General features: G+C 62.8%; 17 protein-coding genes and 1 riboswitch. Of the genes, 8 read left to right on the top strand and 9 right to left on the bottom strand.

Annotation, left to right across the window (positions count from 1 at the left end; genetic code table 11):
* Window positions 1–5: 5 nt before the first annotated feature.
* From ACTJKM_RS11905 to ACTJKM_RS11920, 4 genes are all read right to left on the bottom strand, one after another.
* On the bottom strand, window positions 6–1,745 hold the full coding sequence (locus ACTJKM_RS11905) for a pilus assembly protein TadG-related protein (protein WP_058328289.1): 1,740 nt from the start codon (window positions 1,743–1,745) through the stop codon (window positions 6–8).
* Window position 1,746: 1 nt separating this feature from the next.
* Window positions 1,747–2,169: a TadE/TadG family type IV pilus assembly protein gene (locus ACTJKM_RS11910; RefSeq protein ID WP_058324072.1), complete on the bottom strand. Its 423-nt coding sequence runs from the start codon at window positions 2,167–2,169 to the stop codon at window positions 1,747–1,749.
* A 185-nt stretch (window positions 2,170–2,354) separates the two neighbouring features.
* On the bottom strand, window positions 2,355–2,903 hold the full coding sequence (locus ACTJKM_RS11915) for a DUF1003 domain-containing protein (RefSeq protein WP_057248868.1): 549 nt from the start codon (window positions 2,901–2,903) through the stop codon (window positions 2,355–2,357).
* Window positions 2,904–3,040: 137 nt separating this feature from the next.
* Window positions 3,041–4,972, bottom strand: a complete 1,932-nt coding sequence (locus tag ACTJKM_RS11920; protein ID WP_082615755.1) for an LTA synthase family protein — start codon at window positions 4,970–4,972, stop codon at window positions 3,041–3,043.
* A 268-nt stretch (window positions 4,973–5,240) separates the two neighbouring features.
* On the opposite strand from ACTJKM_RS11920, the gene ACTJKM_RS11925 reads away from it, so the two are divergent.
* The 5 genes from ACTJKM_RS11925 to ACTJKM_RS11945 all read left to right on the top strand — a co-directional run bounded on the left by ACTJKM_RS11925 (window position 5,241) and on the right by ACTJKM_RS11945 (window position 11,805).
* On the top strand, window positions 5,241–6,923 hold the full coding sequence (locus tag ACTJKM_RS11925) for an NAD+ synthase (protein WP_058328288.1): 1,683 nt from the start codon (window positions 5,241–5,243) through the stop codon (window positions 6,921–6,923).
* 3 nt (window positions 6,924–6,926) lie between these two features.
* Window positions 6,927–7,262 carry a hypothetical protein gene (locus tag ACTJKM_RS11930; protein WP_058328287.1) on the top strand — a complete coding sequence of 112 codons (336 nt, stop codon included), beginning with the start codon at window positions 6,927–6,929 and terminating at the stop codon, window positions 7,260–7,262.
* Window positions 7,263–7,289: 27 nt separating this feature from the next.
* The gene (locus tag ACTJKM_RS11935; RefSeq protein ID WP_058328286.1) at window positions 7,290–8,117 is read left to right on the top strand and encodes a TolB family protein; all 828 of its coding nucleotides are present in this window, start codon (window positions 7,290–7,292) and stop codon (window positions 8,115–8,117) included.
* A 165-nt stretch (window positions 8,118–8,282) separates the two neighbouring features.
* Window positions 8,283–10,016: an ankyrin repeat domain-containing protein gene (locus tag ACTJKM_RS11940; RefSeq protein WP_058328285.1), complete on the top strand. Its 1,734-nt coding sequence runs from the start codon at window positions 8,283–8,285 to the stop codon at window positions 10,014–10,016.
* A 241-nt stretch (window positions 10,017–10,257) separates the two neighbouring features.
* Window positions 10,258–11,805: a sensor domain-containing diguanylate cyclase gene (locus ACTJKM_RS11945; protein ID WP_058328284.1), complete on the top strand. Its 1,548-nt coding sequence runs from the start codon at window positions 10,258–10,260 to the stop codon at window positions 11,803–11,805.
* Here the strand turns inward: ACTJKM_RS11945 and ACTJKM_RS11950 are convergent.
* Window positions 11,780–12,799: a LacI family DNA-binding transcriptional regulator gene (locus ACTJKM_RS11950; protein WP_058324078.1), complete on the bottom strand. Its 1,020-nt coding sequence runs from the start codon at window positions 12,797–12,799 to the stop codon at window positions 11,780–11,782. The genes ACTJKM_RS11945 and ACTJKM_RS11950 overlap by 26 nt on opposite strands.
* 104 nt (window positions 12,800–12,903) lie before the next feature.
* Between ACTJKM_RS11950 and ACTJKM_RS11955 the strand changes: the two genes are divergently transcribed.
* The 3 genes from ACTJKM_RS11955 to bluB all read left to right on the top strand — a co-directional run bounded on the left by ACTJKM_RS11955 (window position 12,904) and on the right by bluB (window position 16,092).
* Window positions 12,904–14,097: a phytanoyl-CoA dioxygenase family protein gene (locus ACTJKM_RS11955; protein WP_058328283.1), complete on the top strand. Its 1,194-nt coding sequence runs from the start codon at window positions 12,904–12,906 to the stop codon at window positions 14,095–14,097.
* Window positions 14,098–14,184: 87 nt separating this feature from the next.
* Complete coding sequence (locus tag ACTJKM_RS11960) at window positions 14,185–14,997, top strand: SDR family oxidoreductase (RefSeq protein ID WP_058324080.1); 813 nt, start codon at window positions 14,185–14,187, stop codon at window positions 14,995–14,997.
* A gap of 141 nt (window positions 14,998–15,138) precedes the next feature.
* Window positions 15,139–15,350, top strand: a riboswitch (cobalamin riboswitch).
* Window positions 15,351–15,396: 46 nt separating this feature from the next.
* Window positions 15,397–16,092: a 5,6-dimethylbenzimidazole synthase gene (gene bluB, locus ACTJKM_RS11965; RefSeq protein ID WP_058324081.1), complete on the top strand. Its 696-nt coding sequence runs from the start codon at window positions 15,397–15,399 to the stop codon at window positions 16,090–16,092.
* Window positions 16,093–16,148: 56 nt separating this feature from the next.
* Here the strand turns inward: bluB and ACTJKM_RS11970 are convergent, their stop codons facing one another.
* The 4 genes from ACTJKM_RS11970 to ACTJKM_RS11985 all read right to left on the bottom strand — a co-directional run bounded on the left by ACTJKM_RS11970 (window position 16,149) and on the right by ACTJKM_RS11985 (window position 21,499).
* Entirely contained in the window at window positions 16,149–17,255 is a 1,107-nt protein-coding gene (locus ACTJKM_RS11970; RefSeq protein WP_058328282.1) for a DUF2865 domain-containing protein, read from the bottom strand.
* Window positions 17,256–17,382: 127 nt separating this feature from the next.
* Window positions 17,383–18,024 carry an acyl-homoserine-lactone synthase gene (locus ACTJKM_RS11975; RefSeq protein WP_058328281.1) on the bottom strand — a complete coding sequence of 214 codons (642 nt, stop codon included), beginning with the start codon at window positions 18,022–18,024 and terminating at the stop codon, window positions 17,383–17,385.
* Window positions 18,025–18,166: 142 nt separating this feature from the next.
* Complete coding sequence (locus ACTJKM_RS11980) at window positions 18,167–18,904, bottom strand: helix-turn-helix transcriptional regulator (protein ID WP_057248881.1); 738 nt, start codon at window positions 18,902–18,904, stop codon at window positions 18,167–18,169.
* Between the two features lie 282 nt (window positions 18,905–19,186).
* Window positions 19,187–21,499: an NADP-dependent malic enzyme gene (locus ACTJKM_RS11985; RefSeq protein ID WP_057248882.1), complete on the bottom strand. Its 2,313-nt coding sequence runs from the start codon at window positions 21,497–21,499 to the stop codon at window positions 19,187–19,189.
* Window positions 21,500–21,581 lie beyond the last annotated feature (82 nt).

The following is a 21,581-nucleotide window of genomic DNA, read 5'->3' on the forward strand; positions in this document are numbered from 1 at the left end:
CTCGATCATTGCACCAGCACAGGCGGCTGGCACTTGACGCCGGTGACGCGTACATCGGCCTCGCCGACCCGGACGCCGACGAGCAGGAGCAGGTTGTAGAGGAGATCATCGACCGGCTTGGTGACGGAACCCAAGGTCTGGGCCAGGGCTTGCTGGACGATCGTCGGGCTGCCGAGCGTGAGGAACAGAACCTGGATGTTGACGTCGAGGTTGTTGAGCAGCGTTTGGGTCGTGGAGGTGAGAATATCCTTCGTGGAGACGCTCTTGATCGATCGAGCCGCAATCTCGGATGGGCTGAAGCTCAGGCGCGAGACCTTGAGGTTCTGTGCTTCGACATGAGCGAGCGCATCGATCTTGACGACGAGGGCATCGACGAGGCGGGCCCTTTGCACGCGGGCATCCGACGAGAAGTTCGAGAGCACTGTCGGGTCGACGTCGCCGATCGCGATCTCGGCAATGCCCGGCACCGCGTCGACGCTGACCGCCGCGTTTTCCGGAGTACCGCCGTAGCAGCGGATGTCGGCAAGTTTCGCCTCGGCATAGGCAAGTTCGACGTAGATCGGCAGTCTGATGCGGATGCCGGCAAGGGCCGCAAGGCCATCGACGTTGACTTCGACGGCGAGGCGGGTCTGGGCGGTGCGCACGGCCGCCCCCGGGGTTCCGAGGCGGTGGCTGGGCGTCTGGACCGGCGGCTCGCCGATCGCGAGCTTGACCTTGGCAGAAGCGATGCCGGGAAGCCCGGTCACGGCGTTGAGCGCGATCTGGTGTTCGCCATTGGCAATTGCGGCGGCCGCGGAGACGATCTGCAGCGCGCTGATCTTCATCGCCCAATCGGAACCGGCATCGATCTGCAGGTTCTTTTTCGGATCGAGGTTGAGGATCTGGGCCAGTGTGACGGTCTTCTTGTTGTTTGCGGTCGAAAGCTCGATGCTCTTCAGCGCGGCTGTCACTGTGCCTGAAAGACCCTGGACGAGCCGCATCGAGGAGAGCAACTGCGGCATGGTCAGATTGGCCTTCAGCACGTCCTCATAGGAGGCGGTGGTCAGGTTCAGCTTTGTCGCGACGATCTCCAGGAACGGCTGGACGTCGATGTCGGCGTCGATGAGCGCCTGATAATCCATGACCTTGAGGGAGATGGTCGTGCCGAGCATTTGCCCGAGGATCGAATTCAGCAACCCGTCGTTCAGGCTGGCGAGACGCGAGCCGACAGAGAAGGCGGCAATCTTGGAGCTGGCGGCCGTGCCGATGACGCTTAAATCCGGCGGCGCGCTGAACATGGAGGCAAGGAAGATCTGGCCTTTCTTTTCCAGCAGAACCTGAACGGCATCGGTCGGCGTTGCGTCCTTGATGAAGCGCTGTCCGGCCTCGACGGACGGGTCGGGGATATAGCGGCCGCGCGCCAGCGTGGCCACGCCATCCACCTTGCCCGTGCCGACATCGCTCAGCGGCAGCACCTTGCCATCGACCGTCATCAGCCCGGTCGGCGTGGCCACGGCGTAGTTGAGGCCATTGTTGGAGAAATGGTTGAGCACGGCCTTCTCGGCCGACGTGATATTGGCGGCCGCTGCGATCGCGGCAAGGTCGACCGCCGACTGCATCTCACGTTTCTGCACGGTGAGATAGCCGTAGTCGATGCCGAGCCCCATTGAGGCGATGACCAGTGGCATAACCAGTGCGGCAGAGATGCCGATATTGGCGTCTTGTGATCGGAGCAGCGTGCGCAGTCGCGTTGATTTCCACGCCATGTCAGACCCCTCCCACGCGTATGGTTGCAAAGCGCTCGATCTGGCTGCTCGGCATCGCGAACGTGAAAAGGTTAAAAATCGGGAGGTCGGCGGCGTCGTATTTGATCCGAACGGTGAACTGGTTGGCGTTGCTGGCGTCGTCTTTGACGGTCACGGTCATACGCGAGGATTTTATGAAGGCCTGATCCATCGTGGTGCGGCGGATGTAGTCGGTCGCGAGGCGTTCACGCTCGCCTTGGGATAGTCCAGCGATGGCTGTGCGCGCGGCATCGGCGGCGATCTGCTGTATGGAATGCGCTGTGCTGAGATAGACGCCGTAGGCGATCAAGGTCAGCACGCAAAGGAAGAAGAGCGGCGCTATGATTGCGAATTCGATTGCAGCGGCGCCGTCTCGGCCGCCGAAAAGGCGCTTGAAGTTGGACATTGCAGCATCTCCGCGTACCCACGTTGCTGTATTTTTTTCGAATGTCCCTGCACCCATAAGATGGTCCTCAAATATTAATTTTTTCATACTCCAATAAGTTGCCGATGGCAGCGAAGCGGGGGTGTGGGCGCCCGCGCTACGGCGCGGCACCGCGGGATCTGATCCTGCGTGTCGTGGGTTTTCGGTCAGTCCTGCCCGGGTGCTGGACGGTAGTGCTCGAGCTGGCGGTTGAGCGTTGCGAGGTCGGCACGCAGTTCCGAAATCTCACGCAGCAACACGTCGTCGACCTTGTGATGCAGGGCGATCAGTTCGACTTCCGACTTGAGATTGACCTCGTAGTCCTTGGACGCTGCGAAGCGGTCGCGTTCGGCCTGACGGTTCTGCGACATCATGATGATTGGGGCCTGCAGTGCGGCAAGCATGGAAAGCACGAGGTTGAGAAAGATGTAGGGGTAGGGGTCGAACGCTCCGGTCACCAACAGCACCGAGTTCACGATGACCCAGCAGACGAGAAAACTGCAGAAGGTGACGATGAAGCTCCAGGAGCCGCCAACGCGGGCAATGTTGTCGGCGAGCCTGTCGCCTAAGGTTTGCTCGGCAGCGAAGGCCGCATTGGTATCGGTGGTCAGCGTGCGCCGCTCGCGGGCGTAGGCGAGGATGCGGCGCTCGATCTCGCCGAGTTCGCTGAGCGGCTTGCCGAAGAACTGGTGCGAGATGTTGTTGAAATGCGGCATGGCGATCTCCGGGGTTGACCGGAGAAAATCTAGAGCATTTCCAGCAAATGTGCGTGGCGGTTTTGCGTCGCGGAAAAATCTGGCCGACCGAGAGCATGAAGAGCCGGACCGGGTGTGGCCGGTCCGGCGCTCGTGGTTCAGTGGGTCTCGGCCGCGCTTGCGAAGAGGTCGGCGTGGGACTTGAAGAACCGGTCGGTCGAGAAGCGGTCTCCAAACATCATGTCGTGCTGCAGGAAGCGATAGTCACGCAAGAGAGCCGGCACCTTCGGCTGGCGCGACCACTCGGCGACTTCCTTGCCGTTCCTGCGGATCAGCATGTAGCGGTCGACGACCCGGTATTGGTCATGAACCTTGCCGAGGAACCCGGTGTAATAGGGGTGCTCGTAGCCGGACTGCTTGAGGATCTGGTAGGAGAGGAAGGCCGGGCTGATCGTGCCGACGTTCTTTCTCGGGCCTGTTTTGTTCGACCAGACGACGAGCGGCGTTTCGTGCTGCGCCTTCATCTGGTCCTTCGAGCCCTTGCGCTCCGCCGTGACGCCCTTCATGAAGCCGGTGCTGGTATAGACCGTGTTGAGCGGCGGCAGGTGGTCGCCGAACAGCACGATGATCGTTTCGCGATCGCGCTTCTTTGCCCAGTCCATCAGCTTCTTCAGGCTCTCGTCGGCTTCCTTGATGCCTTGAGCATAGGTTTCCAGCACCTGCCGGTCGCTTTCGGGCAGGTTGCCTTCGACCTTGATGGTGTTCTTGGCATAGCGGTTTGCCTCATAGGGGCCATGGCCCTGCAGTGTCACCGCAAAGAAGAAGAACGGATCGTCCATGGCGTCGGCCTGGCGGATGATCTCATGCGTCAGCGACTCGTCCGAGGCAAAGATGCCGCGCTTCTGCATCGGCGGCATGTTCTCTTCCGACTTGAAGGTGTCGAAACCGAAGGCCTTGTAGACGGCGGTACGGTTCCAGAACCAGCTCTGGAAGGGATGGATGGCGCGCGAGACATAGCCTTCGCCACGGAAGAAGGTAGCGAGCGACGGGATCGGGTTGCGGATGTACTGCTGGTACGGAATGCTGCCATAGGGCAGGAAGGCGTTGGAGAAGCCGGTCAGCGCCTCGAACTCGACATTGGCGGTCATGCCGCCGAATTCCGGCGAGAAGACGTTGCCCGACTGCATCTCGCGGATCGTCGGCATCGGATCGGGCGAGAGCTTGACGTTGGGCAGGCGGGTCGGATCCCAGAAGGATTCGCTCATCAGCACGATGACGTCGGGCTTGCCGCGGTGCGAGGTGCCAGCCGGAAGCGGCTTCACCGGAATGCGATCGATGGCGTCGGCCATGTAGCCAGCGGGCGCGCTGACATTGGCCATCGGCAGGTTGATGGCGAAGGCAAGCGCAAAGCCGTTGTGCTTATAGTTCTCGGTCTGGTCCCACATGATGGGGATGACCTTCAGGCGATCACGGATCCAGGAGAACTGGTTGTAATCCATGATGTGCCAGAAGGCGAAGAGCAGCGGCAGCGCAAAGGCCGCACGAGCGATGCGCTCGCGGCGCGTCAGCTTGGGGAAATTGCGCCAGGCGTAGCGCAGCAAGAGGCCGATGGCGGCAACGGCGGCGATGAGGCCGACGACGATGCCGACGGCGGTCCAGGGGCGGTCCTTCACCAGCACCGGCATCAATTCCATGATCTGGCGGCCGAACAGGAAATCGGTCGGATAAAGCGGATCGGACAGGAAGACCTGCTTCTGCTGGCAGACGACGGCGGGTATGATGGCGAGCGGCGCAATCACCACGGCCGACTTATGTTCGCGGCCGAAAATGCCGTCGACGGCCAGCAGCATCAGGAAGAATGCACCGACAGTCGTCAGCGCCGGGCGCGTCGGGTCGAGCATATAGGCGAGCGTATCGGCCATCGACTGGCGCACGATCAGCTCGACGGCGAAGACGAGAGCGGCTGCGACAAAAAGGGAGAACAATGCGCTGCGGGTGGCCGCAAGCGTCTTGGCGTGCCGTGCGGTGAAGCCGGGTCTATCGACATAGACGCGCGAACCTCTCGCGACAGCGGAATCGATACTAGCCAACATGTTCTCCAGTTTCATAAATGTGTCGTGTAACTGTCATACGCCCGTCTTTTTGAACAGGGGATGAATGGTTTCTTAACGGGGTTTGGGAACAGCTTTTCGTCGCGTGAGGGCGCTGCAACGGCCCTTCATAAGAACCGGGAAAGACAGAATTTTTCGGTTTTTTTCGCGGAGCGGCGATTGCCTGTGGGTATTTTCCTGCGGATTGCGCTAAAGAACATTGCGAAAGTCAGACGCAATCGCTCAGAACAGACCGACAGGCCCGCTCATGACCGCTCACAAGATCGCCCCCTCGCTCCTGCGCATCGCAATCGCCCAGCTCAATCCCACGGTGGGCGACATCGCCGGAAACCTGGCCAAGGCGCGTGAGGCGCGTGCCGATGCGGCGCGCCAGGGCGCCGATCTCCTGCTTTTGACGGAGCTGTTCATTTCCGGCTATCCGCCCGAAGATCTCGTGCTGAAGCCGGCATTCCTGAAGGCCTGCCTCCAGGCGGTCGAGAAGCTCGCGAGCGACACGGCGGACGGCGGCCCGGGCGTCATCATCGGCTTCCCGCGCCAAGCCAAGACCGGCCGGCACAATTCGGTGGCCGTGCTTGACGATGGCAAGGTGATCGCGTTCCGCGACAAGGTCGATCTGCCGAACTATGGCGAGTTCGACGAGAAGCGCGTCTTCGACCAGGGCGAGATGCCGGGCCCGGTGAATTTCCGCGGCGTGCGCATCGGCATTCCGATCTGCGAGGACATCTGGGGCGATCTCGGCGTTTGCGAGACACTAGCGGAAAGCGGCGCGGAAATCCTGCTGTCGCCGAACGGTTCGCCCTATTTTCGCGGCAAGGTGGATGTGCGCCACCAGGTGGTCCTCAAGCAGGTGCTCGAGACCGGCCTGCCGATGATCTATGCCAACCAGCTCGGCGGCCAGGACGAACTGGTGTTCGACGGCGCAAGCTTCGCCTTCAACACCGACAAGTCTCTCGCCTTCCAGATGAGCCAGTTCGAAGAGGCGATTTCGATCGTCGAATGGAAGAAGGGCGAAAGCGGCTGGCATTGCGAAAGCGGGCTGCAGTCGCGCCTGCCGGAGCGCGAGGAGGCGGACTACCGCGCCTGCATGCTCGGCTTCCGTGACTATGTGAACAAAAACGGCTTCAAGAACGTCGTACTCGGCCTTTCCGGCGGTATCGATTCCGCGATCTGCGCGGCGCTGGCGGTCGATGCGCTCGGCGAGGAGCGGGTGCGCACCGTCATGCTGCCCTATCGCTACACCTCGCAGGAATCGCTGAAGGACGCCAAGGAATGTGCCGCAGCGCTCGGCTGCCGCTACGATATCGTGCCGATCTCCGAGCCGGTCGAAGGGTTCTTAAGCGCGCTCTCCGACATGTTCGAGGGGACCGAATCCGGCATCACCGAGGAGAACCTGCAGAGCCGTACCCGCGGCACCATCCTGATGGCGATCTCCAACAAGTTCGGCTCGATGGTGGTGACGACGGGCAACAAGTCGGAAATGTCGGTCGGCTATGCCACGCTCTATGGCGACATGAACGGCGGCTTCAATCCGATCAAGGATCTCTACAAGATGGAGGTCTATGCCATCTCGCGCTGGCGCAACACCAAGGTTCCGCCGGGCGCGCTTGGACCCTCCGGCGTCGTCATTCCCCCAAATATTATCGACAAGGCGCCCTCGGCTGAATTGCGTCCCAACCAGACGGACCAGGATTCTTTGCCGCCCTATCCGGTGCTCGACGACATTCTCGAATGCCTGGTGGAAAAGGAGATGGGGACCGACGAGATCGTCGCCCGCGGCCATGACGAGGCGACGGTTCACCGGGTCGAACACCTGCTCTACATTGCCGAATACAAGCGGCGGCAATCGGCGCCGGGCGTCAAGATCACCAAGAAGAATTTTGGCCGCGACCGGCGGTACCCGATCACCAACCGCTTCCGCGATCGAGGGTAGCCGATGAGCGCGTTCGGCCAAGGGCGGGACGGCAAGGAAAGCTGTCCGGAGTTCACGGACGAGGAAATCCGGCTGATCCGGCTGTGGTCGCTGAGCGACGTTTCTGCTGGCCGGCAGCTCTCGGCGCAGATCGCCTATTTCGCGACGCCGGCGGTCTTCGGCATCTATGGTCTTGCAAGCGGCAGTATCGCCATCGTCGGCGTGGCCTTCGTCTGCATCCTTGTGCTGTTGGCTTGGGGCGTCGTCTCGACCTGGCGAGATCAACGCAATTCCAATTTGATGCAGTCGATCTGCGCCAAGGTCGCGGCGACGCTGCCGGCCGGCGAAGAACGCAAATAGCTGCCTTGGTCGCGGCGGGAGAACGGGATGCGCAGTTCCATCGAGACCTATGACATCGTTACCGGTGAAACGCGCGTCGTCTGGCAGACCGATCGGCTGGTCGAGGCGCCGAACTGGTCGCGGGACGGCACGCACCTGGTCATCAACGGCGATGGCCGTCTTTATCGCCTCGGTTTCGACGGTTCGGAGCCGGTGGAGATCGATACCGGCTTTGCCGCGCTCTGCAACAACGACCACGGCATTTCGCCCGATGGCGCCACCATCGCGATCAGCGACAAGACCGAGTTCGGCAAGTCGGCGATCTACCTGCTGCCGGCTAGAGGCGGCACGCCGCGGCTCGTCACCCGCAACCTGCCGTCCTATTGGCACGGCTGGTCGCCGGATGGGCGAAGAGTGACCTATTGCGGCATCCGCGACCAGGTCTTCGACATCTATACGATTTCGGTTGATGGCGGCGAGGAGCAGCGGCTGACCCACGGGGAAGGGCGCAACGACGGACCCGACTGGTCGGCGGATGGCGAATGGATCTATTTCAACTCCAGCCGCACCGGACGCATGCAGATCTGGCGCATCCGCCCCGATGGCAGTGACGTCACGCGCATCACCGACAGCCCCTATGGCGACTGGTTTCCGCATCTGTCGCCGGATGGGAAGCATCTGCTGGTGCTCTCCTATGACGGTGACGTTTTCGATCATCCGAGGGATCTCGATGTCCGCCTGCGGCTGATGGATATGGACGGCGGCAACCCGCGCATCCTGTTCGAACTTTTCGGCGGGCAGGGAACCATCAACGTTCCCAACTGGTCGCCGTCAGGCGATCGCTTCGCCTTCGTTCGGTATCAGCCTGAAAGCTGAGCGCGCTGGACAAGTATAAGGGCAGCGTGCTAGCGATGACCTCGTTCGCAGGGCGCATCCGATCCGCGGGAAGGGCAAGGCCCACCTGTCTCACTGAACTTGGTTGCCACACCTCTTTTCAGTCTGTGGGCGCGGATACCGGACGTGAATGAAAGGAGGTCTTTCATGATCGCGCGCGATCTTCCCGCGAACCTTACCCTCGAAACGATCCGCAAGCAGGCCAAGGCTTTTCTGAAAGCCGTGAAGGCCGATGATGCCAGTGCAAGGCAGCGGGCGCTTCCCTATTTTTCCGATCCCGCTGCAATGGGGCTCCAGGATGCGCAACTGGTGCTCGCCCGCGAGTTCGGCTTTTCGAGCTGGACACGGCTGAAGCGGCATCTCGAGAAATCCGGGAGCAATGCACCTGCAACCGAGCAGCTTGCAAACCGCTTTCTGTCTCTGGCGACCGTCTCCTACTTCGGCGACATAGCCGCTGATCCCGAACGGTTCACCCAGGCGCTTGCACTGCTGGATGAACATCCCGAAATCGCCGGCGACAGCATCCACGTCGCAGCCGCGCTCGGCGAAGCAGAGGCAATTGACCGCTGGCTCGATCGCGATCCGAAACTCGTGGGCAAACGCGGCGGGCCGTATGACTGGGAGCCGTTGCTCTACGCTGCCTATGCCCGGGTTCCCGGCCACTCCTCTCTGCCCGCCGGCCGACGCCTGATCGAACGGGGTGCCAATCCCGATGCGCATTGGCTCGACGACGGTCAGTACCGCTTCACTGTGCTGACGGGCGTCTTCGGCGAAGGCGAGGCCGGCCCCGAGCGACAGCCGCAACATCCGGATTGCGTCGCTTTCGCGCGGCTCTTGCTGGATGCCGGTGCCCGGGCCAATGACAGCCAGGCGCTCTACAACCGGATGTTCCAGCCGGACAACACCTGCCTCAAGCTATTGCTCGACTATGGCCTTGGCGCCAACGATCGGAACAATTGGCTGGTTCGCAACGATGGCGGCTTCGTTGAAAACGGCGAACGCGTTTTCGACTACCAGCTCGCCTGGGCGCTTGAAAAACGCATGGGCGAGCGCGTGCGCCTGCTGGTCGAGCATGGTGCCGACGTCAATCGTCCCATCAAGGGCCGGACGCCCTATCAATGGGCAGAGCTCGGCGGTGATGCGGCGCTGGCTGCGTTTCTCGTTTCGCGCGGGGCAGCGGAAGCGCCGCTCGACGATGTCGACCGGCTGGCCCGGGCTATCTCAGAAATGAAGGCCGATGAGGCGAGGGCGCTCGTCGATGCGGATCCGACGCTGATCACACGCGCGCAGACCGCGCATCCGACGCTTCTGCACGAGGCGGCGGGTGACGACAGGCGCCTTGACGCCGCGCTCATGTTGTCGCTCGGCTTCGACGTCAACCGCATGACATCGCGCACGCCGCTGCACGAGGCGGCGCTGCACGGCAATGTTGACATGGCGAAGCTGTTGCTCGATCACGGTGCCAATTCAACGGCTCGTGATCCCTACCACCATGCGCCGACGATCGGCTGGGCCGAGTACAACGGCAAGGCCGAGATGGTGCGCTTCCTGAAGGAGCAGCCGCTGGATATCTTCGCGGCCGCGGCCTTCGGTATGGTCGAATGGGTTGCCGAAATCCTCGATCGGGAGCCAGAGTTGCTCGAAACGCCGTTCGGAAGGTTCCGGGGGCGCGGCCGTCCGGAACCGCAACAGGATTGGATGACGCCACTGGCGTTCGCCGTGGTCAACGGGCAGCCGGCCGCTGTGCGGCTGCTTCTCGATCGAGGCGCAAACGCCGGCATACGTGACGGTGTCGCGGGCCCCTCGATACGAGATCTGGCGCGTGACAAGGGCAATGAGGAGGTCATCGCATTGCTGCGCCCGGCAGCCGTTCCGAAATAGAACGCTCCGTCCAAATGGGGAGCGCTGACATTGGTTTGCGCTCCCTGTAATCCGCCTGCGACTGCTGATTGCTGGCGGATTCAGCCGGTTGAAATCGTTAAGTATTTCAACACCAGCTTATTTAAGCCAAACTTTGATTTTGATCGAGTGCTGCCCGTGTTGGCCGCCGCCGCTGCGTATCGCGCTTGGAGAGACGCGAGAATGCGCGCGACAGCCGGCCGGACGAGGGGGCGATCGCATCATGGACAAGACTTTGCGGCTGGCGAAGCGGAGCAGAACGGTTTGGGCGATCCATGCCGCCTGCACCCTGGTCGCCGTCCTGATCATCGCGAGCCTCATCTTCGTTCTGGATCGGTCCGTCGACGAGGCGGACCGCTTCGGCCTCTCGGCGGAGCGTCGGCTGGTGGCAAACGAACTGCGCCACCAGATGGATGCCGTCGTTCAGTTTCAGGCGCAGCTTTCCTTCTGGGACAAGACCTACGACGAACTGGCCAAGGGGCACGTCAGCGACGCATTCGTTGCGGACGAGCTGTCGGGCTGGCTGTGGGAAGACTACGGCTTCTCCTGGCTGATCATGACGGATGTGGATCACAACACGTCGACAGTGTTGAAGGGCGGTGTTGCCGTGCCGAGCGAGACGGCCCGTGTCCCGCTCGAAGAGGTCGATGACCTTCTCGACGAAGCCAAACGCCGTTACGATAACGTGCTCAGAAACAGCCGCGACTCCTACGCGCTGGATGTCGTGACGCCCGACCCGCAATCGCTGATGCCGTCCGTCCCCGGGATCCACGCCGTGGACTTGCGCGAGATCGACGGGCGCATGAGCGTTGCGGTGGTGCAGGCGGTCATCCCGGAAACGCTGGTCGTTCCAGCGGAGCGCCGGGCGCCGGTGCTCATGGTTTCGGTGCGACCGGTGACGGCCAAGATGACGCGAGAGATCGCGGCGCGTTTGGGCGTCCGGGGTCTTGCTTTCGTGCCATTGACCGAGCGGCCGAAGGGCAGCGTCTACACATCGGTCGGCCGCTGTTCCGACGCGTCCTGTCTGGTGGCGGCGTGGATGCCGCAATCGCCTGGTGGTTTCGTGCGTGCCGAACTGCTGCCGAGCGTCATCGTGATGGCGATCGTCGCAGCCCTGCTGATGGCGTTCGTCGCCTTCCGCTTCTCGACGCTCTTTGCCGCCTTGCAGCAGAGCGAGGCGCTCAACCGGCACCTCGCCAAGCACGATCGGCTGACGGGGCTGCTCAATCGCAGCGGTTTCGACGACATGCTGGCGGCGGCGCTGCTGCGGGCGAAGACGCACCCGTTCACACTCGTCTATGCCGACCTCGACGCGTTCAAGGCGGTCAACGACCGCTATGGTCATGCGGCAGGCGACGCTGTCCTTGTCGCCATGGCCGAGCGCTTCCGCAACCGCGCTGGCCCGAAGGGTACTGTCGCACGGCTCGGCGGCGACGAGTTTGCAATCATCCTCGGCGATTGCAGCGAGACCGACGCTCGGAGCCTTGCGACTGGTCTTGTCGCCGATGCGCAGACACCGGTTGCGTTCAACGGCCAACTGCTGGTCGTCGGCGGCAGCGCCGGCATCGCCTTCGCGCCGCGCCATGGTTTGACCGCGCGTGCCTTGCTGCTGGCGGCAGATGAGGCGCTCTATCTTGCCAAGCGACGTGGCCGTAACCGCGTCGAGACCGCTGACGATACGGTGCTGCCGGACGATACCTCCGGCGAGCAGCCAACCGCCGGGCCAAGCGGCCCGGGCGATTTTTCTACTCCGGTACGTTATAGGGCGTGATGACCACCACGGCAGAAAGCTGAGGGCCGACTGCGGCGGACGGCACGCGGCCGTAAAGCATGATCGTGCGGAAGGCCGTGCGCGCGTCGGTCTTCAGGTCGTGATGCAGGACGAAATGAATGCGCCGCGCGCGCAGCAGCGCCAGATTGTCATCGTCGAGATCATGGGCGATGTAGAGCGCGCAGTCACGGTTGAGACGATCGAAGGCCGCGAGCACCGAGCGGTTGCCGCCGCCGATCGAATAGGCGGCATTGATGTCGCGGTTGGCGGCGAGCGCTGCGTCCGCCAGCGCGCCGGTTTCGCTATCGCGACCATGCCCCTCGCTGATCTCGACGATCCTGATTGTCGGATAGTGCTGACGCAACACTCGGCGAAAGCCGATTTCGCGCTCTTCCTCACCGCGGAAGCGGCCGCTGGATAGCGTCACGAGGACCGTGGCCGCGGCACCTGCAAAGCGTTCGCCAATCAGATAGGCAGCCGTTTCTCCGGCCGCCCGGTTGTCGGCGCCCGCATAGGCGGTGCGCTGGGAGTTGGGAAGGTCGGTCACCAGCGTCACGACGGGAATGCCGCCTGTCTCGAAGCGTGCGACGGCGCCAACGATCTCGGGCACATCCGGCGCCTTCAATACCAGCCCGTCGGTTCCGCGCAGGCGTATGCGGTCGAGCAGTTGCACGATGTCCTGCGGGCGCATGGTCTCGGCGAAGTGAAAACGGCAGCGAAAGATCGTCGGCGCCAGCGTCATGGCTTCGCTTTCGAAGGCCCGCCGTACCGCATCCGTAAAGCGCTCCGGCGCCTCCATGACGATATCGATCGCGAACTTGCGGCCCTGAATGTCGAGCCCCGCCTGCTGCTTTTCCAGCTCCTCGATGGCCGCGCGAACCCTGGCGATGGTCTGGCGGCGGACACCCGGGCGCTCGTTGAGCACGCGATCGACCGTCGCGGTGCTGAGACCGGCCTGAAAGGCGATGTCCTTGACCAGAAAGGGATGGGCCACCGCCGCTGCTCTCCTGATGGATTTTTGATGGATTCTTGCTCTATATCATGTTTTGCCGCCGCCTATAGTCGTGTCCATCAAGATGTTCCGGAGGAGGAAACGGGATGAAGACCGACAACAGTGCGAGGCAGCGGATCGAGCGTGTCTGGCTCACCGAAGCGGCCTGCGATATCGAGGCGTTCCGCGCGGAGGTCGAGCGCCGAACCAACCTGGCCGACTATCCCTATGCTTCAAGCTGCGACCAGAACGTGTTGATCTACAACAGCGCCGAGCTGATTGCAGCCTGCGGCAATGCCGAGGCGCGGCGGGCGGTGCTTGCCGAAATCTGTGAGGCGCTGGCGACCGGCCCGGGTGTGGCGGTCTTCAAGCGCGCCTTTGCCGATACCACCGCGGTGGATGTCGCGAGCACCGTCTTCGACGAGATCATCGAGGAACAGCATCGCACCAGCAGCGGCGGCGGCGATCATTTTGCCAAGCCCGGCGCCAATGATCGCATCTGGAACTCGCTGGAAAAGCACTGCCTGAAGGCGCCGGAAAATTTTGCAGCCTATTATGGCAATGCCATCATCGCGCTTGTCAGCGAAGCTTGGCTCGGGCCGAATTACCAGATGACGGCGCAGGTGAACCGCGTCAATCCGGGCGGCGCGGCACAATCGGCGCACCGGGACTACCATCTCGGCTTCCAGACCGCCGCGGTGATCGAGCGCTATCCGGCGCATGTTCACAAGCTTTCGCCGGTGCTGACCCTGCAAGGGGCGGTCGCCCATTGCGACATGCCGCTTGAAAGCGGGCCGACGCTGTTCCTGCCCTATAGCCAGACCTATGTGCCGGGTTATCTGGCGCTCAATCGGCCGGAGTTCCGGGCCTATTTCGACGAGCACCATGTCCAGCTCCCGCTCGAAAAGGGCGATGTCGTCTTCTTCAATCCGGCGCTCTTCCACGCCGCCGGCAACAACCGCTCCACCGACATCCGCCGCGTGGCGAACCTGCTGCAGGTGTCCTCGGCCTTTGGCCGGGCGATGGAAACGGTCGATCGGCTGACGATGAGCGCGACGCTCTACCCGGCCTTGAAGGCGTTGCTGGCGAAGGGCAAGCTGACCGATGCGGAAGCGGCCAATGCCATCGCGTCCTGCTCCGAGGGCTATTCCTTCCCAACCAATCTCGACCGCGACCCGCCGCTTGGCGGGCTGGCGCCGAAGACCCAGGCGCAGTTGATGCGCGAGGCACTGACCGCAGGAACGAGCGAGCAGGATTTTCAGGCCGCACTCGACGCGCAGGCGAAGCGCAAGCTGAGCTGACGGTCCGACAGCACATCCGACAGGCTCCCGGAGCGTTTCGCCCGGGGCCGCACCTGTTTTACACGATCATCCGAGGGAGGAATTTCAATGAGCGGACAAATGGAAGGCAAGATCGCCATCGTCACCGGCGGCACGCAAGGGCTGGGCGCAACGATCGCCGGCCTATTCGCCGAACGCGGTGCGGCAGGCATCGTCATTTGTGGGCGCAACGCCGCAAAGGGAAAGGCGAAGGCCGAAGAAATCGGCAAGGCCAGCGGCGCGAAAGTGGTCTATGTCGAGGCCGATCTTGAAAAGGTTGACGACGCGCGCAAGGTCGTTGCCGCCTGCGATGCGGAGTTCGGCCGGGTCGATGCGCTGGTCAATGCCGCCGCTATCACCGATCGCGGCACGATCCTCGACACGACACCGGAACTGTTCGACCGCATGTTCGCCATCAACGTGCGGGCGCCGTTTTTCCTGATGCAGGAGACGGTGAAGGTGATGCGGCGTGAGCAAACGGAAGGCACCATCGTCAATATCGGCTCGATGTCGGCAATGGCCGGGCAGCCCTTCATTGCGGCCTATTGCTCGTCGAAAGGCGCTCTGGAGACGCTGACCAAGAACACTGCCTATGCGCTTCTGCGCAACCGCATCCGCGTCAACGGCCTGAATATCGGCTGGATGGCTTCCGAAGGCGAGGACCGCATCCAGCGCGAATTTCACGGCGCTGCCGCGGATTGGCTCGAAAAGGCGGCCGCCAGCCAACCCTTCGGCAGGCTCGTCGATCCGGCGGAGGTGGCGCGCGCCTGCGCCTATCTGTCTTCCGCGGAATCCGGGCTGATGACCGGATCGGTGATCTGCTTCGACCAGTCGGTCTGGGGCGGCTATGACGGTTCGCCGCATCCGGTGGCGCCGCTCTAGATCACGATGATTTTGGGTCGGATCGACCCAAAATCATAAACGTGATCGATCCTCAAAAGTTAGAGCGGAATGCGGGCGGAAAACCGCGCGCACTTTTCCTCATCCCGCTCTGACGGGCGCTTGTCTTTCCTTGGCGGCTGTGCCCTTATGACGCCGTCAGGTGCCCGCGCGAGCGGGAGAATCGGGAATCCGGTGTCATTCCGGAACGTGCCCAACGCTGTGACGGGGACGGTCGCCTCTAGAAGTGCCTTGAATTGATTCAAGGCTTTGCCACTGGATCTTCAATCGATCTGGGAAGGTGAGGCGACCGGTTGAACCGAAGTCAGAAGACCGGCCTGGCGAGATAGACCGAACCCCGCGCGGACGGCGGGAGGTTTTCGCATTGTTGGGGATCGAACGATGCTGACTGAACAGAAGGGCGGCCTTGCGGCTGCCGGTGCCTTTTCGCCGGACGAGCGGGAGGCCGTCTACCGCGCCATCGAAACACGCCGCGACGTGCGCGACGAATTCTTGGCCGAGCCTCTTCCCGACGATCTGGTGAAACGCCTGCTTGCCGCGGCGCACAGCGCGCCGTCGGTTGGCTTCATGCAGCCCTGGAATTTCGTACTGGTGCGGGGGGCAGAAACGCGCGAGCGCGTCTGGCAGGCGTTTCACCGCGCCAATGATGAGGCCGCCTTGATGTTCGAGGCAGAGCAGCAGGCCAAATACCGCTCGCTGAAGCTTGAAGGCATTCGCAAGGCACCGCTCAGCATCTGCGTCACCTGCGACCGCACACGCGGCGGCGCCGTCGTTCTCGGGCGGACGCACAATCCGCAGATGGATGTCTATTCGACGGTCTGTGCCGTGCAGAACCTGTGGCTTGCGGCGCGAGCCGAAGGCGTTGGCGTCGGCTGGGTCAGTATCTTTCACGAGGCGGAGATCAAGGCGATCCTCGGCATTCCCGATCATATCGAGATCGTCGCCTGGCTCTGCCTCGGTTATGTCGATCGCCTTTACCAGCAGCCCGAACTGGCGGTGAAGGGATGGCGGCAACGCCTGCCGCTGGAAGAACTGGTGTTTGAGGAAGGCTGGGGGAACTGCAGCGAGAGTTCCTAAAGCCCGTCGCGCAAAAGTGCGCAGCGATCGCGACGCGCTTTAAGGCGGCGCCGGGTTCAGTTCTGGACCGGTTGATAGGCCGGTCCCTTCGGGTGCTTCAGGTCGATCGAGGTTTCTTCCTGCGGCAGGAAGGTCGGACCGACGACGCGCACCTTGCTCTTGGACGGGTCGTAAGGCCTCTCCTCGGCCGGCGCCGTGGCGGTCGTGGTATCCGCCGGCTTCTTGGTTTCGATCACGACGATGGATGACTGATCGTCGCCGATCTTGGTGCCGGTCGTTTTCGGTGAGGTTGCGGCAGTCTGCGGTATCTGGCAGCCGCACATGCCGGGCTTGCTGATGCCGCGTGTGCGATAGGCGAACGCATTGGGCATTTCGGTATAGGGTAACCCGGTCACGGCCGAGACCATCTGTTCGCTCTCTTCCGTGTTGATATCGTGGAAGTAGAGTTCGGTTTCGGCGCCAGGACAGCGCGCCCAGCAGGCCTGTTCGTCCCGCGGGAAGTCGGCCGGCGTCGCATCCGAGGAGATCGGGAAGAAAGCGCCGTCGCAGGTGCGCACGCACATGGTCCTGAGTGTTCCGCGATAGTAGCCATCCTGCGGCGCATAGCCGTCTTCGCCATGCCCGAGCATCGGCCCGTAGGCGTCGTCAGGTGGCAGGTCGGCAATGATGTTGCGGTGCGTTTCGGGCTCTTCGGGCTCGACGCTCGCGAATTCTTCGCTGTCGCCGTAGCAGCCGTTGATTTCAAGCGCGGCAAGGATGCGGCGGCGACTGTCTTCGCTGCCGCCGGCGACGATCTGCTCGCGCTCCGACTTCAGCATGCGCAGATTGTCTTCCATCTCGGCGATGAGGCTGTCGAGCTCCCCGCAGCTGTCGGGGTCGCCGCCATCGAAGACGACAACGCTGCCGCCACCGCAGCCCGCGCGGCGGCGGTCGTTCTTCGCCCGGCGCAGCTCGATATTCTGTCGTGAGATGGCGCTGGCATAGTCCCGGGCATCCGCAGTGGTGGCGACCATGTCGGGCAGTTGCGCAAGCCGGGTATTCAGCCGGTCGCACACGGTCGATGCCAGCGAAGGATCGGCACCGACCAGGGCCAGCGGCACAAGCACCACAGCGACGTGTTTCAAGCGCGGGAACACGGGCGAAGTCTCTTCCTGCTGCCGCATGATGCCGGCCTTCTGATATGGGCGGCTGCCAGCGGCAATTCCTGTTTCACCTCCATCATAGAGCTTGTCGGTGATCGTGCAACGACAAGCGGCGGTTTGCGTTAACGGCTCCGGCCGGCGATGGCATTCAAGCGGCGCGGGCGGTTTCGAGCGACATCGGGCGTTCGAGAACGGTGCCTTCGATGGCGGCAATGGCCTTCATGCGCTGAAGCAGGTCGTTAGTCACTTCCCAGGCGACGGCAACGGCGAAGACCGAGCCGATGCGATGGGGTTCGGCAATGCGCTCGCCCGGGCATCCCATGCGGCGGAACATGCGCTCCAGGAACACGTCGGTGACCGTGACGATGTGGCTGATGCCGGAGGCGAGACCGAGTTCGCCGACACCGCACATCAACTCGGCGGCGGCGATCGTCACCTGATTGGAGGCGCGGTCCTGCGAAATCTCAGGCTCAATGCAGAAGCGGCTCGATTCCCACACCGAGGCGCTGCGGATTTCCGGATTGTCGCCGAGCAGGATCGGGAAGGTATCGTCCAGCATGTTGGGACCGAGCGTCGGCAGCAGCCTCAGCGAGCCACGCAGCCGGCCGTCGGGAGCGTAGGACAGCACATAGAGCGGGTTCGCCGTGTCGTAGTTGTCGATTTCCCATGCGCCGTCCGTCTGAACGTCCCATTTCAGGAAATCGTGGAAGACCCGCTTGCGCAGCCGGAACATGTCGTCGACGGCCCGCGGGTGCTGTGCTCGGGTCTTTCCGTTCAGGATCCTGATCATCTTTTTCTCCATCCTTGTCTTGGGATGGGCGGATGCTGTCAGGCTGGCGGCGGTCGCGTAACTGTCGGTAGTGACAGTTTAAATCAGCGATATTTCCCACTAGATTTCGAGGGGTTTTGGGAGGGCCTTGGCGCGAGCTGCGTCAAACGGTGGGGATCAGTGCATGGCGGACGGCTTGGGCGACGGCTTGCGTGTTGGAGACGACATTCAGCTTGCGCCTCGCATTGGTCATGAAGAAGCGCACGGTGCGTTCGGAAATGCCGAGGATAGTGGCGATTTCCCAATAGCTCTTGCCGGCGGCGGCCCAGGTCAAAACCTCGGTTTCGCGACCGGTGAGGCGCATGTCACGCGCCGAAAGGCCGCCGGCCATTGCGCCATGTTCCAGCATGGCCGCATGGAAGAGATTCGCGGCGAGCTGGAAATCGCGCAGATGTTGGCGCCGATAGGCCGTCCATTCGTCGGCCGGCATGTTGACGTTGATTGCCAGCAGCGCCGTCCGACCTGCGGGCGATGGCAGCGGCAAGGCAACGCCCTCGGTGGAAATGCCGATTTCCTGCGCGGCCTGGAACAAAGGCTCGCATTCCGGGAACCGATGTCGCGCCATCGTCCATTCCACCGGGCGCACGCCGCCAAGCGCGAGCTTCAGGATCGGATCGATTCGGTGAAGGCCGCGCGAACGGTAGATCTCGGCGGCATAGGCGCCGAAGGTGTGATGCAGGCGGCAGATCTTGAGCTCGTCCGCATAGGGCTCGGCTTCGAGGTACAGGAGATGGGCAATGCGGAACGTGCGGCGCATCAGCGTAAAGAAATGAGCGGGCTCGACACAGCCCCCGCCTTCCAGGATTTCCAGCATGTCGAGGACAGCCTGCTGCTCAGTCATGCCACAACACCGAATCTCGTCCGAAGCCACAGCATGGTTAGAGGTTCACCTTTTGTCCAGCGCAAACTTACCCGTTTGGTGTGTGATGCCAATTTTGCAATTTTCGATTGCCGGTTCTTGCGACCGGATCGCGCGAGCGGGCAGCAGAGGATGATTCCGCTGTGATTCTCGGGCGATAGAGCGTCGCGCTCAACAATTGCGCGACGTCTGGATATGGCATTGGGGGCGCCGGTCTGGCGCCTGATATCTGCGAAGATCGAAGGCGATCTCCGCGGTATCATGTCAGCCCGGATGGCTGGCTTCGACGACCGCGAGGGCCGCCATGTTGACGACACCGCGCGATGTGACCGAAGGCGAAAGGATGTGCGCGGGAAGCGCCGAACCCAGCAGGATCGGACCGACATGCAGGCTGTCGGTCATGGTCTTGACGACGCCGAGCGTGATGTTGGCGGCATCGAGATTGGGGAAGACCAGGAGGTTGGCTTCGCCCGGCAGGCTGCTGTCCGGCATGACGCGTTGGCGCAGCGCTTCCGAGATCGCCGCATCGCCATGCATTTCACCGTCGACTTCGAGGTCGGGTGCCAGTTCCCGCACGAGCTGAAGCGCCTTGCGCATTTTGGTGGCGCTTTCCGAATCGCGCGATCCGAAGTTCGAATGCGACACGAGCGCTGCACGCGGGGTGATGCCGAAGCGGCGGATTTCCTGGGCGGCCATGACGGTCGTCTGGGCGATCTCCTCGGCGCTCGGGCAGTAGCTGACATAGGTGTCGGTGAAGAAGGTCGCGCCGCGCTGCGAGATCAGCAGGCTGAGGGCGGAGAAGTCGAGCACGCCTTCACGCTTGCCGATGATCTGCGAGACGTCGCGCATGTGCCTGGAGTACCGGCCTTCGACGCCGCAGATCAGCGCATCGGCTTCGCCGCGCTTGACCGCAAGCGCACCGATCACCGTCGTGTTGGTGCGCACGATCGTACGGGCCGCTTCCGGGATGACGCCGAGGCGTCCGACGAGGGCGAAGTAATCCTCGACATAGTCGCGGTAGCGCGGATCGCCTTCGGGGTTCACCACTTCGAAATCGACATCCGGACGGATGCGCAGACCGTAACGGCGCAGGCGCGTCTCGATGATCTGCGGACGCCCGATCAGGATCGGCCGGGCCGTGCTTTCTTCCAGCAGCACCTGGGCGGCGCGCAGCACGCGCTCGTCTTCGCCTTCGGCAAAGATCACGCGGTTCTTCTGGGCGTTCTTCGCGGCCGCAAAGACCGGCTTCATGATGAAGCCCGAGCGGAATACGAAGCGGTTCAGCTTGTCGAGATAGGCGTCATAATCCTGGATCGGGCGGGTGGCGACGCCGCTTTCCTCGGCCGCCTTGGCGACGGCCGGCGCGATCCTGAGGATCAGGCGCTGATCGAAGGGCGAGGGGATCAGGTAGTCGGGGCCGAAGACCGGGGTTTCGCCGGAATAGGCGCGGGCGGCAACGTCGGACGGCTCCTCGCGGGCAAGGCCGGCAATGGCGCGGACCGCCGCCATCTTCATTTCTTCGTTGATCGTGCTTGCGCCGCAATCGAGCGCGCCGCGGAAGATGTGCGGGAAGCACAGAACGTTGTTGACCTGGTTCGGGAAGTCCGAGCGGCCGGTGCAGATCATCGCATCCGGGCGGGCGGCACGGGCCTCTTCCGGCATGATTTCCGGCGTCGGGTTGGCAAGCGCCATGATCAGCGGCTTTTCGGCCATCTGAACCAGCAGCTCCGGCTTCAGGACGCCGGCAGCGGAAAGGCCGAGGAAGACGTCTGCGCCGCCGATGCTGTCGGCGAGCACGCGGTTGTCGCTCTCCTGGGCGTAGATGGACTTCCACTCGTCCATCAGCACCTCGCGGCCCTTGTAGACGAGGCCCTCGAGATCGTGCACCCAGATGTTCTCGCGCTTGGCGCCGAGGATGACGAGCAGGTTGAGGCAGGCGAGTGCTGCCGCACCGGCACCCGACGTCACGATCTTCGCCTTGGCGATATCCTTGCCGGCGAGTTCCAGGCCGTTGAGGATGGCGGCGGCGACGATGATCGCCGTTCCGTGCTGGTCGTCATGGAAGACCGGGATCTGCATCTTTTCACGCAGCTGGCGCTCAACCTCGAAACATTCCGGTGCCTTGATGTCTTCAAGGTTGATGCCGCCGAAGGTCGGCTCCAGCGCCGAGATCACGTCGACCATGCGCTCGATGGACGAAGCGTCGATCTCGATGTCGAAGACGTCAATGCCGGCGAACTTCTTGAAAAGGACGGCCTTGCCTTCCATCACCGGCTTGGAGGCGAGCGGCCCGATATTGCCGAGACCGAGCACGGCCGTGCCGTTGGAGATGACCGCGACCAGGTTGGCGCGCGCCGTGTAGTCGGCGGCCGTTTCCGGGTTGTCGCGGATGGCGATGCATGGCGCGGCCACGCCGGGCGAATAGGCGAGTGCCAGATCGCGCTGGTTGCCGAGCGGCTTGGTGGGCTGGATTTCGAGCTTCCCCGGGCGCGGGTAACGGTGGAAGAAAAGGGCCTGCTGGTCGATGTCGCCGCTGGCCGGACCGATGTGGGATTTCGTCTTGTCGCCCGTGTTCATGCTCTCACATTCCTCATTCGTGGTCGTGCCTTTTGGCATGAATTCGGAGCGAGGTACAGTTTTGCCGTGCCGATTTCGGCGG

It is taken from the genome of Ensifer sp. 22460, from assembly GCF_052044935.1.
Lineage (GTDB): Bacteria > Pseudomonadota > Alphaproteobacteria > Rhizobiales > Rhizobiaceae > Ensifer.

Coding starts and splice junctions, on each gene's coding strand:
- ACTJKM_RS11930 (WP_058328287.1), top strand. CDS start 6,927: ATGAGCGCGTTCGGCCAAGGGCGGGACGGCAAGGAAAGCTGTCCGGAG.
- ACTJKM_RS11970 (WP_058328282.1), bottom strand. CDS start 17,255: ATGCGGCAGCAGGAAGAGACTTCGCCCGTGTTCCCGCGCTTGAAACAC.
- ACTJKM_RS11935 (WP_058328286.1), top strand. CDS start 7,290: ATGCGCAGTTCCATCGAGACCTATGACATCGTTACCGGTGAAACGCGC.
- ACTJKM_RS11975 (WP_058328281.1), bottom strand. CDS start 18,024: ATGATCAGGATCCTGAACGGAAAGACCCGAGCACAGCACCCGCGGGCC.
- ACTJKM_RS11960 (WP_058324080.1), top strand. CDS start 14,185: ATGAGCGGACAAATGGAAGGCAAGATCGCCATCGTCACCGGCGGCACG.
- ACTJKM_RS11910 (WP_058324072.1), bottom strand. CDS start 2,169: ATGTCCAACTTCAAGCGCCTTTTCGGCGGCCGAGACGGCGCCGCTGCA.
- ACTJKM_RS11940 (WP_058328285.1), top strand. CDS start 8,283: ATGATCGCGCGCGATCTTCCCGCGAACCTTACCCTCGAAACGATCCGC.
- ACTJKM_RS11905 (WP_058328289.1), bottom strand. CDS start 1,745: ATGGCGTGGAAATCAACGCGACTGCGCACGCTGCTCCGATCACAAGAC.
- ACTJKM_RS11985 (WP_057248882.1), bottom strand. CDS start 21,499: ATGAACACGGGCGACAAGACGAAATCCCACATCGGTCCGGCCAGCGGC.
- bluB (WP_058324081.1), top strand. CDS start 15,397: ATGCTGACTGAACAGAAGGGCGGCCTTGCGGCTGCCGGTGCCTTTTCG.
- ACTJKM_RS11955 (WP_058328283.1), top strand. CDS start 12,904: ATGAAGACCGACAACAGTGCGAGGCAGCGGATCGAGCGTGTCTGGCTC.
- ACTJKM_RS11915 (WP_057248868.1), bottom strand. CDS start 2,903: ATGCCGCATTTCAACAACATCTCGCACCAGTTCTTCGGCAAGCCGCTC.
- ACTJKM_RS11925 (WP_058328288.1), top strand. CDS start 5,241: ATGACCGCTCACAAGATCGCCCCCTCGCTCCTGCGCATCGCAATCGCC.
- ACTJKM_RS11980 (WP_057248881.1), bottom strand. CDS start 18,904: ATGACTGAGCAGCAGGCTGTCCTCGACATGCTGGAAATCCTGGAAGGC.
- ACTJKM_RS11945 (WP_058328284.1), top strand. CDS start 10,258: ATGGACAAGACTTTGCGGCTGGCGAAGCGGAGCAGAACGGTTTGGGCG.